This window comes from Paenibacillus tianmuensis, from assembly GCF_900100345.1.
GTDB lineage: Bacteria > Bacillota > Bacilli > Paenibacillales > NBRC-103111 > Paenibacillus_G > Paenibacillus_G tianmuensis.
Genome location: NZ_FMTT01000012.1, coordinates 130,818 through 147,452, shown reverse-complemented (window position 1 = coordinate 147,452; position 16,635 = coordinate 130,818). Strand labels below are relative to the sequence as shown.

At 55.4% G+C, this 16,635-nt stretch carries 10 protein-coding genes; 7 read left to right on the top strand and 3 right to left on the bottom strand.

Annotation, left to right across the window (positions count from 1 at the left end):
* The 4 genes from BLO51_RS10720 to BLO51_RS10705 form a co-directional block, all read left to right on the top strand.
* Positions 1 to 5,251, top strand: a 5,251-nt coding sequence (locus tag BLO51_RS10720; RefSeq protein ID WP_143006868.1) for an amino acid adenylation domain-containing protein, incomplete at its 5' end; no start/stop codon positions are given.
* A 15-nt stretch (positions 5,252 to 5,266) separates the two neighbouring features.
* Positions 5,267 to 8,548: a non-ribosomal peptide synthetase gene (locus BLO51_RS10715; RefSeq protein ID WP_090670918.1), complete on the top strand. Its 3,282-nt coding sequence runs from the start codon at positions 5,267 to 5,269 to the stop codon at positions 8,546 to 8,548.
* 186 nt (positions 8,549 to 8,734) lie between these two features.
* The gene (locus BLO51_RS10710; protein WP_090670914.1) at positions 8,735 to 9,643 is read left to right on the top strand and encodes a 5'-3' exonuclease; all 909 of its coding nucleotides are present in this window, start codon (positions 8,735 to 8,737) and stop codon (positions 9,641 to 9,643) included.
* A 20-nt stretch (positions 9,644 to 9,663) separates the two neighbouring features.
* Positions 9,664 to 10,176, top strand: a complete 513-nt coding sequence (locus tag BLO51_RS10705) for an acyl-CoA thioesterase (protein ID WP_090670911.1) — start codon at positions 9,664 to 9,666, stop codon at positions 10,174 to 10,176.
* Positions 10,177 to 10,263: 87 nt separating this feature from the next.
* On the opposite strand, the gene BLO51_RS10700 is transcribed toward BLO51_RS10705, so the two are convergent.
* Positions 10,264 to 11,520: an MFS transporter gene (locus tag BLO51_RS10700; RefSeq protein ID WP_090670908.1), complete on the bottom strand. Its 1,257-nt coding sequence runs from the start codon at positions 11,518 to 11,520 to the stop codon at positions 10,264 to 10,266.
* A 118-nt stretch (positions 11,521 to 11,638) separates the two neighbouring features.
* Here BLO51_RS10700 and BLO51_RS10695 point away from each other — a divergent pair, with 118 nt between their 5' ends.
* Positions 11,639 to 12,454 (top strand): AraC family transcriptional regulator, encoded by an 816-nt coding sequence (locus BLO51_RS10695; protein ID WP_090670906.1) that lies wholly within the window; start codon positions 11,639 to 11,641, stop codon positions 12,452 to 12,454.
* A gap of 101 nt (positions 12,455 to 12,555) precedes the next feature.
* Here BLO51_RS10695 and BLO51_RS10690 read toward each other — a convergent pair whose 3' ends face one another.
* On the bottom strand, positions 12,556 to 12,849 hold the full coding sequence (locus BLO51_RS10690) for a DUF3055 domain-containing protein (protein ID WP_090670903.1): 294 nt from the start codon (positions 12,847 to 12,849) through the stop codon (positions 12,556 to 12,558).
* A 210-nt stretch (positions 12,850 to 13,059) separates the two neighbouring features.
* Here BLO51_RS10690 and ilvD point away from each other — a divergent pair, with 210 nt between their 5' ends.
* A complete protein-coding gene (gene ilvD / locus BLO51_RS10685; RefSeq protein WP_090670900.1) occupies positions 13,060 to 14,745 on the top strand; it encodes a dihydroxy-acid dehydratase in 1,686 nt (561 codons plus the stop codon).
* A 117-nt stretch (positions 14,746 to 14,862) separates the two neighbouring features.
* On the top strand, positions 14,863 to 15,207 hold the full coding sequence (locus BLO51_RS10680; protein ID WP_090670897.1) for a DUF7716 domain-containing protein: 345 nt from the start codon (positions 14,863 to 14,865) through the stop codon (positions 15,205 to 15,207).
* 55 nt (positions 15,208 to 15,262) lie between these two features.
* On the opposite strand, the gene BLO51_RS10675 is transcribed toward BLO51_RS10680, so the two are convergent.
* Complete coding sequence (locus BLO51_RS10675) at positions 15,263 to 16,627, bottom strand: lanthionine synthetase C family protein (RefSeq protein ID WP_167670172.1); 1,365 nt, start codon at positions 16,625 to 16,627, stop codon at positions 15,263 to 15,265.
* Positions 16,628 to 16,635 lie beyond the last annotated feature (8 nt).

The window sequence follows — 16,635 nt, the reverse complement described above, 5'->3', positions numbered from 1 at the left end:
AGGCGTGGCAGGCGAGCTGTGCGTAGCCGGTGTGGGTCTGGCCAGAGGCTACCTGGATCGTCCGGAGCTGACGGCGGAGGTATTCGTGACCAGCCGCTTCAGCGGAGAGCGGATGTACCGGACGGGCGACCTGGCGAGATGGCTGGCGGACGGGCGGCTTGAATATTTGGGCCGGATCGACCATCAGGTGAAAATCCGCGGTTACCGGATCGAGCTGGGCGAGATCGAAGCGAAGCTCCTGCAGGTGGAAGCGGTGCAGGAAGTGATCGTCATCGCGCGGGAGGACGGCCAAGGCCAGCAGCAGCTCTGCGCGTACTACGTGGCAAGCGAGGAATTGGCGGCGAGCGAACTGCGCCAAGCGCTGAAAGAAGAGCTGCCAAGCTACATGGCGCCGGCGCACTTCGTGCAGCTGGAAGCGATGCCGCTGACGCCGAACGACAAGATCGACCGCAAGGCGCTGCCGGAGCCCGACGTCAGCGGACAAAGCGGCACGAACTATGTGCCGCCGCGCAGTGAACTGGAAACCAAGCTGGTGGACATCTGGCAGGATATTCTCGATATACCGGGGATTGGCATCAAGGACAATTTCTTCGAACTCGGCGGACATTCGCTGCGGGCTGCCGCTTTGGCGACAACGCTCCATAAAGAATTTGACCGCAATGTGCCGGTCAAAACGATTTTCGAGCATCCGACGGTGGAGCAGCTGGCAGAAGCGCTGCATGCTATGGACCAAGACCGCTACGTCTCGATTCCGGTCGCTAGCGAGCGCGATTACTATCCGCTGACTCCGGCGCAAAACCGCCTTTACATTTTGAATCAATTGGAGGGCGGCGAGCTCGGCTACAACATGCCGGGGACCGTCATGCTGCAAGGCAAGCTGGACCTTGTCCGGTTTGAGGAAGCGTTCCGCCAATTGATGATCCGCCATGCTTCGCTGCGGACAGGCTTTGAGCTTGTGAAGGGCGAGCCGGTACAGCGAATTTATGCGGAGGTTCCCTTTAAGCTGAATGTTCACAAGTATGACGGAGCCGAGCCGCTTGAGGCTGTGACCCGCAAATTTATCCGTGCCTTTGATTTGTCTCAGGCTCCGCTGCTTCGGGTGGAACTGGTCGAACTGGAAGCGGAGCGTCATTTGCTGCTCTTTGACATGCATCATATGATCAGCGACGGCGTTTCCATGGGCATTTTGCTTGATGAGGTTGCCCGGCTGTACCAAGGAGAGCAGCTTCAGCCTCTAGCGCTGCAATATAAAGATTATGCGGTATGGACGCAGTCGGATGCCTTCCGTAACCGGCTCGGCAAGCAGAAGGACTACTGGCTGAGGCGTTATGAAGGTCGGCCGCCTACACTTGATTTGCCTACGGATTACCCGCGTCCTGCTGTACGGAGCTTTGAAGGGGACCTATTCGGATTCACGATAGACAAGGATCAGCTTGAGGGCTTGCGGAATCTGGCCTTGCAAACGGGCACGACCTTGTATATGGTGCTATTCGCTGCCTACACGGCGTTGCTTCACGTTTATACCGGACAGGAAGACGTTGTGGTGGGTACGCCGACGGCCGGAAGATGCCATGCCGACCTGGAGCCGATGATCGGCATGTTCGTCAATACGCTGGCCTTGCGGCACTATCCGGCTGCGGAGAAAACATTCGCCGCTTACTTGCAAGAAGTCAAAGAACACGTCCTGCATGCGTTCGAGCACCAGGATTATCCGTTTGAGGATTTGATCGAAGGCTTGGACCTTGAGCGTGATTTAAGCCGAAACCCGCTGTTCGACACGATGTTTGTCATGCAGCATGCCACGCGGGCGCAGGCCGGGTTCGAGGGCCTTGAGCTGCAGCCTTATGGGCATGGTTTTACAGCCGCCCAGTTCGACCTGACGCTGGAAGCGGCAGAAGCGGACGATAGGCTGATGTGCAGCTTCCAGTTCGCAGTATCCCTTTACAAACGGGAGAGCCTAGAGCGGATGAGCGGACATTTTATCCGGCTGCTCGAGCTTGTCACATTGAATCCGGAGCTGAAACTGGCCGAGCTTGATGTGATGAGTCCGCAGGAGAAGGAGCTGCTGCTGCACGGCTTCAACGACACGGCCGCGGAGTATCCCCAGAAGCGGACGATTCATGAGCTGTTCGAGGAGCAAGCGGCCCGCACGCCGGAGTGGACAGCAGTGCTGTTCGAGGATGAGCGGCTGACATACCGCGAACTGAACGAGCGTGCGAATCGCCTGGCGCGGACGCTGCGCGCTGAAGGCGTTGGCGCAGATGTGCCGGTGGCGATCATGGTCGAGCGCTCGCTGGAGATGATCGTGGGCATTTACGCGATCCTGAAAGCAGGCGGCGCTTATGTGCCAATCGATCCGGAGTATCCGGCCGAGCGTATCCGCTACATCGTCGAAGATTCGGGAGCGAGGCTGCTGCTGACGCTAAGCCGCTTCCTGGACCGCGTGCCTCGTGAACTGGAAAGCCGCGTTATTTGCCTGAACGAAGAAGCAGTTTATGCCGAAGACGCGACGAACCTGCCGCTTGGTTCCGGTCCGCGCGATATGTCGTATGTCATCTATACGTCGGGCTCGACCGGCAAGCCGAAGGGGGTTATGATCGAGCATCACGGCGTGCTTAACCGACTGCAGTGGATGCAGCAGCGCTACCAAGTCGGCGAACGCGATGTGATCCTGCAAAAGACGCCGTTTACGTTCGACGTGTCCGTATGGGAGTTGTTCGGCTGGGCAACGGTGGGTGCCAGTGTGTGCCTGCTTATCCCAGGCGGGGAGAAAAGCCCGGAGCGCATTCTGGAGACGATAGGGCGTTATGGCGTCACCCGGACCCATTTCGTGCCTACGATGCTGCCTGCGTTCCTGGATTATGCCGAGCAGCAGCCGGAGCACGAGCTTGCCGAGCAAACAGCGAGCCTGGTGCTGGTATCCGCGAGCGGGGAAGCATTGCCGCAGCAGCATGTGTCTCGCTTCTACCAAACGTTTGGGCGGCTAAACGGAGCGAGGCTGGTGAACCTGTACGGACCGACGGAAGCGACGGTCGAGGTGTCGTACTTCGATTGCGAGCCGGACCGGGCGTATGCGGCGATTCCGATCGGCAAGCCGGTTCGCAATACACGGCTGTATATCCTGAAGGAAGGCACGGAGCAGTTGCAGCCGGTCGGGGTGGCAGGCGAGCTGTGCATCGCCGGGGTGCAGGTGGCAAGAGGTTACTTAAACCGTCCGGAATTAACAGCGGAGAAGTTTACGGCTGATCCATTTGTGGCAGGGGAGCGGATGTACCGGACCGGAGACCTGGCCAGATGGCTGCCCGATGGGAACATCGAGTACCTGGGCAGGATCGACCATCAGGTGAAAATCCGCGGTTACCGAATTGAGCTGGGCGAGCTGGAAACCGAATTGCTCCGCATCGACTCGGTGCTGGAATCCGTTGTAGTGGCCCGCGATGACGGCCAAGGCCAGAAGTTGCTGTGCGCGTACTATGTAGCGACAAAAGAGCTGACGGCAGGCGAGCTGCGCGAGGCGCTATCGAAAGAGCTTCCAAGCTATATGCTGCCGACGTACTTTGTGCAGGTCGAACGGATGCCGCTCACGGTCAGTGGCAAAATCGACCGCAAGGCACTGCCGGCGCCGGAAATAGCTGTACAATCGGGGCAAGAGTATGCGGCACCGCGCACGACGACGGAGGAACAGCTTGCGCTCATTTGGCAGGATGTGCTGGGACTGGAGAGGGTCGGTGTCAAGGACAATTTCTTCGACATCGGCGGACATTCGCTGCGTGCTACCGCGATGGTGGCGCGTATCTACAAAGAAATGAACGTTCAGATCCCGCTGCGGGAGGTGTTCCGCGCTCCAACCATCGAACAATTGGCAAAAGCAGCAGAGAGCTTGCAGCAATCGGCGTATGCAACGATTCCAGTAGCGCCGGTTATGGAGTATTACCCGGTAACATCTGCGCAAAAGGGGCTTTATCTGCTTAGCCACCAGGCAGGAGGAGAGGTGAGCTATAACATGCCGACCGTGCTTTTGGTGAAGGGTGAACTTGACCGCGGGCGGTTGGAGCACGCTTTCCTTCGTCTGATTGAGCGGCATGAGATGCTGCGAACCGGCTTTGGCATCGTGGATGGCCAAGTCATACAGCGGGTTTACGACGATGTCGATTTTATTCTGGAATTTGTGCAAATACCGGAAGCGGAGGCGGATCATCATATTCGCAGCTTCGTCCGCCCGTTTGACTTGCAGCGTCCGCCGCTGATCCGCATTCGTCTTATCGAACTGGAGCCGGCCCGCCACCTGCTGTTGATCGACATGCACCATATTATTACCGACGGCGTATCGTCGCAAATTATCGTTCAGGAGGTTGCGCAATTCTATAACGGTCAAGAGCCGTCTCCACTCACGCTTCAGTATAAGGATTACGCCGTATGGCAGCAGGAAGCGGCGTCTTCTGAGCGCCGCCGCAAGCAAGAGGAATTTTGGCTGGATCATATGTCGGGCACACTGCCGGTGCTGGATTTGCCTATCGCCTACCCAAGACCTGCCCAGCGCAGCTTTGAAGGGGCGAATCTCGAATTTACGGTAGAGCCGCAAACCGCGGAAATACTGCGCAAGCTGGCCGCCGAAACCGGTACGACGATGTATATGATTCTGCTCGCCGCCTATACGGTGCTGTTGTCCAAGTACAGCGGCCAGGAAGATATCATTATCGGCTCGCCGGTAGCAGGACGGCTGTCCACCGACCTGGAAGGAATCGTTGGCATGTTCGTCAATACGATACCGCTCCGCAATTATCCGGCGAAGGACAAAAGCTTTCTCAGCTATTTGCAAGAAGTCAAGGAACGGACCTTGCTGGCGTTCGAGCATCAGGAATATCCGCTGGAGGAGCTGATGGAACGCTTGAATGTTCCGCGCAATCCGAGCCGCAATCCGCTTTTTGACGCTGCATTTATGTTTGACAATTTAGAACACCAGGAATCAACGATGGAATCGCTGACCTTTGAGTCTTACGCTCAAGAGCTTGCAACAGCCAAATTCGATCTGACTTTAACGATGAGCGTGGCCGAGGAAGGGCTGCTGGGCACCATCGAATATTCAACAAAGCTGTTTAACAAGCAGGTCGTGGAACAGCTCGCCAGGCATTTTACAACGTTGCTGGCAGAGATTGGGCGCAATCCTGCGGGGGCCATTAACGATTGGAAATTCGGAAGCGGCCTTGGGCAAAGCAAGCCCATACAGGAAACGATTCATTTTACATTCTGATTCGGAGGTGGCCCCATGCAAATCATGTTTGAGAAGGAAAGGACGTTTTGGCAGGACAGGTTCGATAGTGAGGATCGGGTAACGGCCTTTCCTTATACAAGCGGCCGGAACAATGCTCCTGAGGGCATCCAACATGTATCGAACACGTTTGCGCCGGAGATTTCCGGCCGGATCGCCGCGATTACTGGCGGGGGAGCGCCGCTTCCCGTATTTATGGTCTTGATGGCGGGTGTCCAGGCGCTGCTCTATGCTTACACGAATGAAGAGCAACTGATTGTCGGTACGCCTCCAGTCCCGGCTCTAGGCGACAGCGCTGCTCCAGTAAATCCGCTTTTGCTGATCAAAACCCGGATCAGCCCGGATACGAACTTCCGCAGCTTGCTGAACAGCCTGAGCAGCTCGGTATCTGAAGCCATCGAGCATCAAAACCTGCCTTACTGGAATTACACCGGACAGGTGCAAATCCCGCTGCTTGCCAGCGGGATTCCCTTGATCGCCACGTGGGTAACGCTCAATCAGCTTCACACCGAGAACCATGCCGAGAAAGTGGTTGCCGAGCTTGCGTTCCATTTTGACTGGCAGGATGGGGCGGCTTCCGTGCAGGTTTCGTATGAGGGCAGCAAGTATGAGGAGGGGTTCATCCGACAGCTGCTTGCGCATCTGCACAAGCTCTTTTCCGTGGTGTTGTTTGAACCGGAGCTGCCCCTCCTGCAAGCCGATTTTCTATCGAAGGAAGAGAAGGAGCAACTGCTTGAGCGATTCAACCCGGCTGCGGCTCCGTATCCCCGGGAGTTCACGATCCACCAGTTATTTGAAGAACAGGCCCGGCGCCTGCCTGATCAGACCGCTGTGGTGTGCGGCGGGGAATCCCTGACTTACCTGGAGCTTGCCGGGCGGTCCAGCACTATTGCCGCGGCTTTGGAGAAAGCTGGCATAGAGAAGGAAGAGTTTGTCGGCATTATCGCTGGGCGTTCCATCGATATGATTGCCGGCATCCTCGGCATTCTGAAAGCCGGGGGTGCTTATGTTCCGATTGATCCGGATTATCCGGACGAGCGTATTCGTTACTTGCTGGAAGACTCCGGCGTCCGGGTGCTGCTGTCCTCTGAGGCTTCCCGCGAAAGAGCGGTAGTTTTCTCAGACGCCATCGAACAAATCTTGGATATCAACGAGGCGTCTGTAAAGGCTCCGCTGGCGGACATTGAAGCGCGTCACGCAGGCTCAGCAGCCACACATGACCCGCAGCAGCTCGCCTATATCATGTATACATCGGGGTCGACGGGAAGACCTAAGGGCGTTATGGTCGAGCACCGCAACGTCGTGCGACTCGTGAAACAGACGAATTATGTCGAGCTGGATGAAAACACGCGGATTCTGCAAACCGGCGCGGTCGTCTTCGATGCCTCCACTTTTGAAGTTTGGGGCGCTTTGTTGAATGGGGGCACGCTTTATCTCGTCGATAAGGACGTTATTTTGAGTGCGGCGAAGCTGAAGGAAGCGATCCAAGCCTATGGAATTACGACGTTGTGGCTGACGTCCCCGTTGTTTTGTCAATTGTCCCAGCAGGACATCGGCCTGTTTAGCGGTCTGCACACGCTTATTGTCGGTGGGGATGTTTTGTCCGTGCCCCATGTCAACCGTGTGCTTCGCGAGCATCCGTCGCTGCATTTTATCAATGGATATGGACCTACGGAGAATACCACGTTTTCCACCACGCATAGGGTTGTCGGGGAACAAACGGAAGCTGTGCCGATCGGCCGTCCGATTGCTCACTCCACCGCTTACGTCGTCAACGTGGCAAACAAGCTGGCTCCTATTGGCGCATGGGGGGAACTGCTCGTCGGCGGGGACGGCGTAGCACGCGGCTATTTGAACCAACCGGAGTTGACGGCTGGGAAGTTTATCCCGAATCCGTTTGCCGGCGGAGGCCGCTGCTATCGTACAGGAGACTTGGCCAGATGGCGTCCTGATGGCGTGTTGGAGTATAAGGGAAGAATCGACGAGCAGGTGAAAATCCGCGGTTTCCGCATCGAGCTTACGGAAATCGAAGCCGAGCTGTTTAAGATCGGGAGCATACAGCAAGCGGTGGTGGTCGTCCGCGAAGAGGAAGGTGGCGGGAAATATTTGTGCGCCTACTACTCGGCGGAGGAAGCCATCCCGGCGAGCCGTATACGGAGCGAGCTGCTGCAGGAGCTTCCGGAATACATGATACCGGCTCATTTTGTTCAGCTGGAGTATCTTCCACTAAATCCGAACGGCAAGGTGGACCGGCGGGCACTGCCTGAACCGGATGCATCGCTAATCGAAGGCGAGGATTACGAAGCTCCGCATACCCCCATGGAAACGAAGCTCGTTGAAATCTACCAAGACGTACTGGGGCGTGAGCGTGTAAGTGTGAAAGACAACTTCTTTGACATCGGGGGCCATTCCTTAAAGGTGCTGCAATTGACCGAAAAAATCTATGATGAGCTTCAGGTGGATATCCCCATTCGCGTCGTCTATGATTATCCTTCGGTCGAAGCGTTGGCTGCGGAACTCTTGCAGCTTGAGTTTACCAAGTACGAATATCACCGCGGCGGCAACATCATCAAGCTCAATAGCCCTGGTTTTCTCAATGTGTTCTGCTTCCCGCCAGTGCTCGGATATGGCATGATGTTTTCAGATATGGCCAGGCACCTGAACAACCACTGCACGGTGTACACGCTTGATTTCATCGAGAATTACAAGGATCATGCAGACTTGTATGATTCCTACATCGAATCGATTCTGCGCATTCAGGAGCAAGGACCGTATGTGCTTCTCGGTTATTCGGCAGGAGGCAATCTGGTCTTTGAAGTGGCGAAAGCGATGGAAAAGAAGGGGTACGAAGTGTCTGATGTCCTGATCGTGGATTCGACAAGACGGAATTATGCTGTTGGCTTGCCTGAGAGACTCGATTATGAAACCGACTACTTATTTGCGTATGTGCCTGAGCCGTACAACCAAGTCCTAAACGCCCCCGTGACCAAAGAGAAAGTCAGGAAGAAAATTTATGCTTACCACCACTATTTAAGCGATCTGGTCAACTCAGGGGCAGTTCAAGCAAACATCCACTGCTTGGTTGAACAAAATTCGGATACTGGGGAAGAAGTAAAATATAACCGCTTTTTTTGGAAGGATGCAACCCAAACCCGGTATACGGAATATGAGCTGAAGGGCGAGCATTTGGATCTGCTTTTCCCTGGTTTTGTAGAGGATAATGCAAAAGTCATTCAAGGCATCGTGAAGGAAATCGTCGAACGGACGGAACAGCTGTAGCCATTGGGCTATTAACCTAATTCATCCTGATCGAACAGGGGGCCTTTCAGGTCTCCGAATCGATCGGGATTCTTTTTTTTGGAGTGGAAAGAGGCTGGGTCTTTTTGCATGTGCAAACGTTCCGTCCCGGCATGCGAACCTGTGTTATAATGATGAAGGAATAACGATTTATGGGAGAGATGAAGCTTGGAGCAGTTGAAGGATACAAACGATATACATGATAACAATGCGACGCTGCCGCGGGTTCTGCTCGTCGACGGGATGGCCTTGCTGTTCCGCGCTTTTTATGCCACTTCCTACAGCGGATATATTATGAAGACGAGCAACGGGACGCCGACGAACGCTGTATTCGGATTCGTGAAATATTTTTGGGACGCGGTTCAGCGGTTTGCGCCGACACACATCGTATGCTGCTGGGACATGGGGAGCAAAACGTTCCGCAGCGAGCAATTCACGGAATATAAGGCGAACCGGGTCGATTGCCCGGAAGAGCTTATTCCCCAGTTCGACCTTGTCAAAGAAGTAACGTCCAGCTTCGGCGTCATGAACGTCGGCATCACCGGGTATGAGGCTGACGATTGCATCGGCACGCTGGCGAAGCACTATAGTCAGGACGCGGAAGTATACATACTGACGGGAGATCACGATATGCTGCAGCTCGTGGCTGAGCGGGTGCGCGTCGTGATTATGAAGAAGGGCCAAGGCAATTACGCCGTCTACAGTCCGGAATCGCTGTTTGAGGAAATGCAGCTCACACCGAATCAAATTATCGATCTCAAAGGGCTCATGGGCGACACGGCGGATAATTACCCGGGTGTGAAGGGCATCGGAGAAAAGACGGCGCTCAAGCTGCTGGTGGAGTACGAATCCATCGAAGGGATTTTAGAAAATCTTGCGCTGCTGCCGAAGGGCGTCCGCTCCAAGATCGAGACGCAGCTCGACATGCTTCACCTCTCGCGAAGCCTGGCTACGATTTGCTGCGAAGCTCCCGTCGCCTGCGCGCTGGAAAGCTGCTTCTGGGAAATGGACAGGCAAACGGTCCTGAGCAAGTTTGAAGAGCTGGAATTCAGGGGATTAATGAAATTGATAGGATAATGTAAAGGGGCGCCTGACTTATGGAACAACAATATGCCAAACAATCGCGATGCTACAAGACTTCCCGGGTGTTCCCGACTGATGTCAACAATCACGATACGCTATTCGGCGGCAAGCTGATGGCTTATATTGACGATATCGCTTCGATTTCGGCTTCCAAGCATTGCCGCGAAAACGTCGTTACCGCATCTACCGACTCCGTCGACTTTTTGTCGCCCGTGCGGCAAACGGAATCAGTCTGTCTCGAATCGTTCGTCACGTGGACCGGCAAAAGCTCGATGGAGGTGTTCGTCAAAGTGATCACCGAGGACCTGATTACCGGCGAGCGGAAAATCGCGGCAACGGCCTTTCTGACCTTCGTCGCGCTGGATGATGACCAGCGGCCCGTCGCGGTGCCGCAAGTCGTTCCGGAGACGGAGGAAGAGAAGCGGCTGCACGAAACGGCGAAGCACCGGGCGGAAATGCGCAGAATTCGCCGGGAGCAAAGCAAGGCATTTGCCGATTATTTGATTACGGATTTTCCTTGGGAATAGCCGAAGATTCCAATGAAACAGACCTCCGAAGGCTGCCGATGCGGCCCGGAGGTCTGTTCTGTTTTAGCTTGGGAGCGCAGGCCAGGCTTACCGGGATTCGGCAGGCAGCCTGCCCGAGACCGTCTCCGCTTCCGGCGTTTGCCGGACTGCGCTTACGTCTTTGGGCAGAAGCAGGGCTGCGGCGCCCAGCAGCGGGAGGAAGGCGCAGAGCTGAATGACGAAGGAGACGCTCGTCTTATCGATCAGCGAGCCCAGGACGACAGATCCGAGCCCGCCGAGTCCGAAAGCCAATCCGAAAAACAACCCGGCGACGGTTCCGACCTTTCCCGGGAGCAGCTCTTGAGCGTACACGATAATCACCGTAAACCCGGACATGAGTATGGCGCCGATCATAAAGCAAAGCACGGCGGCCCAGAACGGCGTTGCATAGGGCAGCAGCAGTGAGAACGGCGCGGTGCCGAGAATGGAAAACCAGATGATCCGCTTCCGTCCGAACCGGTCGGCAAGCGGGCCGCCGAACAGCGTCCCGAGCATGCCGGCCGCTTGCAGCACGAACAAGCAAAGCTGGGCCTTTTCCAAGGACAACCCGTACCGGTCCATATAATAAAAGGCATAATAGCCGGTCATGCCGGCCATATACACAAATTTGGAGAACAGCAAGACAATCAGCAGTCCGATGACGAAGGAGACATATCCTTTTTTCAAGGGCTTCGGATCGGCCGGTAATGCGCTCCGTTTCTTGGAAGCCTGAGCGCCAAGATGACGCCGGTACCAGCCCGAGACGACGCCCTGCAGCACGATTCCCAATACAGCGGCGAACGAGAATAAGAGCAGCCCTCGTTGTCCTTGAGGCACCACGAGCCAGGCGACGATTAAGGGAGCCAGCGCCTGTCCGGTGTTGCCCCCGACCTGAAAGATGGATTGGGCCAGTCCTCTTCCTTTGGCGGAGGCAATGTGGGCAACCCGCGAAGATTCGGGATGCAGCACGGACGAGCCGATCCCCAGCAGCAAGGCAGAGGCAATCAGCATCCACCAATTGGCCGAGTAGGCGAACCCGATCATGCCGAGCAGCGAGAACACCATGCCGGCCGGAAGCAGCAGAGGCGTCGGACGCTTGTCGGTATAATAGCCGACAAGCGGCTGCAATACGGAGGCGGTGATGTTCAGGGCGAAGGCGATCCAGCCGATTTGCGCGAAGCTGAGCTGCATCGATTGCTGAAAGATCGGGAATACCGCAGGAATGGCGGACTGCATCGCGTCGTTCAGCAGATGCGCCAGGCTGACCCCGGTCAGCGCAAGCATGCCGGCCGAGGCGGTTTTGTTTAACGTGTCTTTAGCGTTCATAGGCACCCATCCTTTTTTTCTTTCTAATCTTAAGGGAGGAGGCGGACGAAGTCGCCGCAAAAATTGCTTAACGTCCGAGCAATTTTTGCTATAATGGCGGGAAGGAGGGGGACCGGACATGCAATTTAATTTAATTACGCCGAACATGGAACTATGGCGCATCGAAAATACGTTTGAAAATATCCCTCATGCCCACGACGATTTTTACCAAATCACCATTCCCGTCACCGGCACGTGCCGCTTGACGCAGGAGCGGAGAGTGTATGCAATCAGCGGAGGCCATGCTTTGATCCAGCATCCGGGGGAGGAGCATCATTTTTCGCTCGGCCCGGATGGGGGCGTATATATCGTGCAGGTCCGAAAGCAGTTGCTTGCCGAAGGAGGGTCGGAACAGGAGCCGGAGCTGGATTCGCGGCCGCTTTTTAACCCCGAAGACATTAAAAAACGTATGAAGGCTTGGACTTCCGAGCTGCTGCTTCGCGACGGTCCCGACCCGCTGGCGGTAGAAGAAACCGAAGGCCGGGTGCTGGCTTACATACAGTGCGTGGTGGGGAAAAAGGATTCGCGCGTCTCCGGCGGGCTGAACGAACAGCATGCCGATCGGGCGATCGTGTCGGGGATGACGGATGTTCTGGAGTTTATTCATGCGCATTATACGGAACGGCTGACGATGGAGAGGCTGGCTGCGCTCGTTTATCAGAGCAAGTTTCACTTTATCCGCTCTTTTACGCAGACGGTGGGCGTGACGCCCTATCAATATATTTTGCGCCTGCGGATCGAACAGGCGAAGGAGCAGTTGGCGAGGACGCGAGCCAGTGTCACGGAGATCAGCTACAGTTTGGGATTTTCGAGTCCAAGTCAGCTGTACCGGTCCTTTGCTAAAGCGACAGGCGTCACTCCGGAGCAGTACCGCAAAGGGGCTGCGCCCCGTTAAAGAAGTCTTGTTCACTTGGGTACGCGAGGATCGGGTAAAGTCAGAGAGGCAGAGAAAAAGACGGGCTTACTAGTGAAGTAATCCCGTCTCCCGTTATCCGTTCAAATATCCGAGAAGCTGATCGGGCCGACAACCTCGCTCAGAAACGCCCGCAGCTCGTTGGCTTCTTCTTCGTTGAGCTTGTACGCATGCTCCAGATATCCTTCTTCCTCCAGATCATCCGGTCCGATGACCGCTGTCCGTCCCGTTTGTATGTCGGTCACTAATTTTTTTCCATAAAAACGATTCGTGCTCGTAATCGCCAGATCGAACCGCCGCAGCGTTTCGCCGACGACGCATACGAAGCGGGTTCTCGTTTCTTCCGTACCGTCGTACAAAAAATCAAACTCCGTCATGACGCATCCTCCGATACTTAAATTCCTGAAGCTAACCGAATTATAACAGATTTGCCGACCGGGCCGCAAAAACGCCCCGTCAGCCGGGGAACCGGGCATTTTTCCAGTCCGGTTCACGTTTTCAATTCCGGGGAAACGTGATACAATCGAGTGAAGCGTTAAATCGTAAAATTCTACTTTCATAGGGATGGAAACGGAGGCTTTAAGCGAATGTCCAAGGGAAAAATGAGAAGCGACATGATCAAAAAGGGCTTTGACCGCGCTCCGCACCGCAGCTTGCTGCGTGCCGCCGGCGTCAAAGAGGAGGACTTCGACAAGCCGTTTATCGCGGTTTGCAACTCGTATATCGACATCGTTCCGGGTCACGTTCACCTGCAGGAGTTCGGGAAGATCGTGAAAGAAGCGATTCGCGAAGCGGGCGGCGTGCCGTTTGAATTTAATACGATCGGCGTAGACGACGGCATTGCCATGGGGCATATCGGCATGCGCTATTCCTTGCCGAGCCGCGAGATCATTGCCGATTCTCTCGAAACGGTCGTGTCCGCGCACTGGTTCGACGGCATGGTCTGCATCCCGAACTGCGACAAAATTACGCCGGGCATGATGATGGGCGCGCTGCGTGTCAACATTCCGACGGTCTTCGTCAGCGGCGGTCCGATGAAAGCGGGTAAGACGAGCGACGGTCGTTCGATCTCGCTGTCCTCCGTGTTCGAAGGCGTGGGCGCTTACCAAGCCGGCAAAATCGACGATAAAGACCTGCTTGAGCTAGAGCAATACGGCTGTCCGACCTGCGGCTCCTGCTCCGGCATGTTTACGGCGAACTCGATGAACTGTTTGGCGGAAGCTCTCGGTCTGGCGCTCCCGGGCAACGGCACGATTTTGGCGGTATCCGAAGACCGCAGGGAATTCGTGAAGCGTTCCGCGAAGCAGCTTATGGAGCTGATTCAAAAGGATATTAAGCCGCGCGATATCGTGACGATGGAAGCGATCGACAATGCGTTCGCGCTGGATATGGCGATGGGCGGCTCGACCAATACCGTGCTGCATACGCTGGCTTTGGCGCACGAAGCGGGCTTCGAATACCCGATCGAGCGGATCAACGAAGTGGCGAAGCGCATCCCGCACTTGGCCAAAATCGCCCCGGCCTCCGATTACCACATCGAGGATGTGCATAATGCCGGAGGTGTGAGCGCCGTTCTGAACGAATTGTTCAAAAAGCCGGGCGCGCTGTACGGCGACCGCATCACCGTAACCGGCAAAACGCTGCGCGAAAACGTAGCCGGCTGCGACATTTTGAACACGGACGTCATCCATACGCTCGACAATCCGCACTCGGAGCAAGGCGGCTTGGCGGTGTTGTTCGGCAACCTGGCGCCGAACGGCTCGATCATCAAGGTCGGCGCGGTGGACAAGTCCGTAGGCGGCTATCACAAGGGCCCAGCGATCTGCTTTGATTCGCAGGAAGCGGCGCTGGAAGGCATCGCCAACGGCAAAGTAAAAGAAGGCCACGTCGTCGTTATCCGTTACGAAGGCCCGAAAGGCGGTCCCGGCATGCCGGAAATGCTCGCCCCGACCTCGCAGATCGTCGGGATGGGACTGGGCGCGAAGGTCGGTCTCATTACGGACGGCCGTTTCTCCGGCGCATCGCGCGGCATCAGCATCGGCCACATCTCGCCGGAAGCGGCGGAAGGCGGTCCGATCGCATTCGTTGAGGATGGCGATATCATTGAGCTTGATCTCGTCAACCGCAAAATCGAGCTGCTGGTCAACGATGAGGAATTCGAACGCCGCCGTGCGAACTGGAAAGGCTTCGAGCCGAAGGTGAAGACGGGGTATCTGGCCCGCTATTCCAAGCTCGTCACCTCCGCCAGCACCGGCGGAGTGATGAAAATCTAAGAAGCAAACAGAGCGGCTCACCGGGAGCGATTCCGGCGGGCCGCTTTTTAGTTGGGATGCAGTTGTGTTAAAATACGTTAGTGGACAAACTTTATTTTCTGGTGGGGGTAGCGAATAATGGATTGTAAACAATGGATTCGAGTTCCATTAACAATGGAAGAGCTTATTTCAATTCCTCAAGATGTATTAGACGAACACGCTTTATATGTTCATGCCGACATGGAATATATTGACAAGGAAACGATTGTTTATCTGGATGATATGGTAGATGTTGACGATGAAACGGTTGAGGAAATATATCCGGAATTTTCTGTTGAACATAACTTGCAGTGGTTTTTTTCCGGCCAAGTTGTATTTGATATTATTGATAATACAAAGCATCAGCTGCCAAATCCAACAATTGACGATTATATAAAGAATTTTAGCTATTATAATGAAAATGATTGCTTTTTTACATTTTAATTAAGGCGGAAAAGAAAGAGCCGACGGTCAGCGTACCGTCGGCTAGAGCGATAAATTATTTCAACAGGAAAATCCAATCCCACTCCGGCTCCCGATCTTGCACGACAGCCAGCAGCGTGAGCGCAACACCCGCAGCCCCATCCAGCAGTCCGGCGAAATGCTGCTTTTCCCCAGCCTCCAGCTCTTCAAAGCCGTAAGGCGCACTCGCGTCAAAGGAATGAATAATACGATCGACAAGATGGTCGCGTAAAGGAAGCAGCTCCGCGGTCCCCGTGTCTGCGATCATCCGCTGTGTCATTTGCAGAAGACCGGCATAGCCGTGGCAAAATGTGGAGGAATGCAAGTTCCACAGCTGTTCGGGACGCCGGGCCGTGCCAAGAAACGATTCAATCGCCGCTTGCTTCCACGCCGGTTCCCCGAGCGCTTGCCCCGCGAGCCACAGCGTACGCGCTACGCCCGGCCCGCCGTAGCACCAAGCTTCGCGAGGCGGCGAGCCGCTTGCCGCACCCGCTATTTGCTCTTGCCACGAGACATGAGCGGGCCAGTACGAGCCGTACTCATCCTTGATCGTAAACCGCATCAACCACTCGGCGACGGATCGGATGGCTTCCCGCCCGCCCTCCACTTCTACGCCTTGCTGATGCGCAAGGGAGAGCAGAGCCAAGGGACCCGGAATGCCATGGGAAACTCCGCAGTTGAAGTAGCCCTCGGGATATAACTCCTGATCCGAGGTTGACATAATCCGGTCGGGCGAAATATACCATCCCGGAACCTGCGTGTTTTGCACCTCCTTGTACTCGTACAGCTCAACCATATACTCAAGCACCTGCGTAAGCGCAAGGCGCATCTCAGGCTGCTCTTTAAAGTGCAGCAAATATCGGCCTATTCCGCTTAAGCCCTGTATCACGTCGTAATCGGACATGAGCGCGCCTTCTTTTATATTTCTCCGGACAATATACATGTACTCCGGGAACATGCGCAGGAAAAAGTCGTTGAGGCTCCGAAGCATATTCTCGTACCGGGTGCCCTGCCGCGACAAAGCCTGGATGCCCGTAACGACTCCGGCCATACCGGTCCAGAGAGATAAGGACTCGATTCCTTGCCGTTCCAGAGCTTGCTGCATGAGAACAACATAGCGGTGACCTGTAACGTCCCATTGTCCATCGGGCTCCAGGCGATCCAGTTCGCCGAACAACAGGCATAAACCCGAATACCCCCGCGCAAGTTGAAGCCCGTCCCACTTGATGTAGAACTTCCCTTGCTCGATCTGTTCCTGTTCTTGCGCGAGGGCGAATTGCTCGATGTCTCCCGGTTCCTTCAAACGCTGGGCTATCTCCATCACAATCGAGCGGACCCGCTCGATTCGTTCCGCGTCTTCAAGCGGCGGCCAGTTGGCCTCGCGAGTTTCTTTCAGGTTCATTCCGATGT

Bases quoted from the DNA above. Each gene is read 5' to 3' on its own strand.
- BLO51_RS10690 (WP_090670903.1), bottom strand. From the start codon at position 12,849: ATGACGGAGTTTGATTTTTTGTACGACGGTACGGAAGAAACGAGAACC.
- BLO51_RS10675 (WP_167670172.1), bottom strand. From the start codon at position 16,627: ATGAACCTGAAAGAAACTCGCGAGGCCAACTGGCCGCCGCTTGAAGAC.
- BLO51_RS10715 (WP_090670918.1), top strand. From the start codon at position 5,267: ATGCAAATCATGTTTGAGAAGGAAAGGACGTTTTGGCAGGACAGGTTC.
- BLO51_RS10695 (WP_090670906.1), top strand. From the start codon at position 11,639: ATGCAATTTAATTTAATTACGCCGAACATGGAACTATGGCGCATCGAA.
- ilvD (WP_090670900.1), top strand. From the start codon at position 13,060: ATGTCCAAGGGAAAAATGAGAAGCGACATGATCAAAAAGGGCTTTGAC.
- BLO51_RS10680 (WP_090670897.1), top strand. From the start codon at position 14,863: ATGGATTGTAAACAATGGATTCGAGTTCCATTAACAATGGAAGAGCTT.
- BLO51_RS10705 (WP_090670911.1), top strand. From the start codon at position 9,664: ATGGAACAACAATATGCCAAACAATCGCGATGCTACAAGACTTCCCGG.
- BLO51_RS10700 (WP_090670908.1), bottom strand. From the start codon at position 11,520: ATGAACGCTAAAGACACGTTAAACAAAACCGCCTCGGCCGGCATGCTT.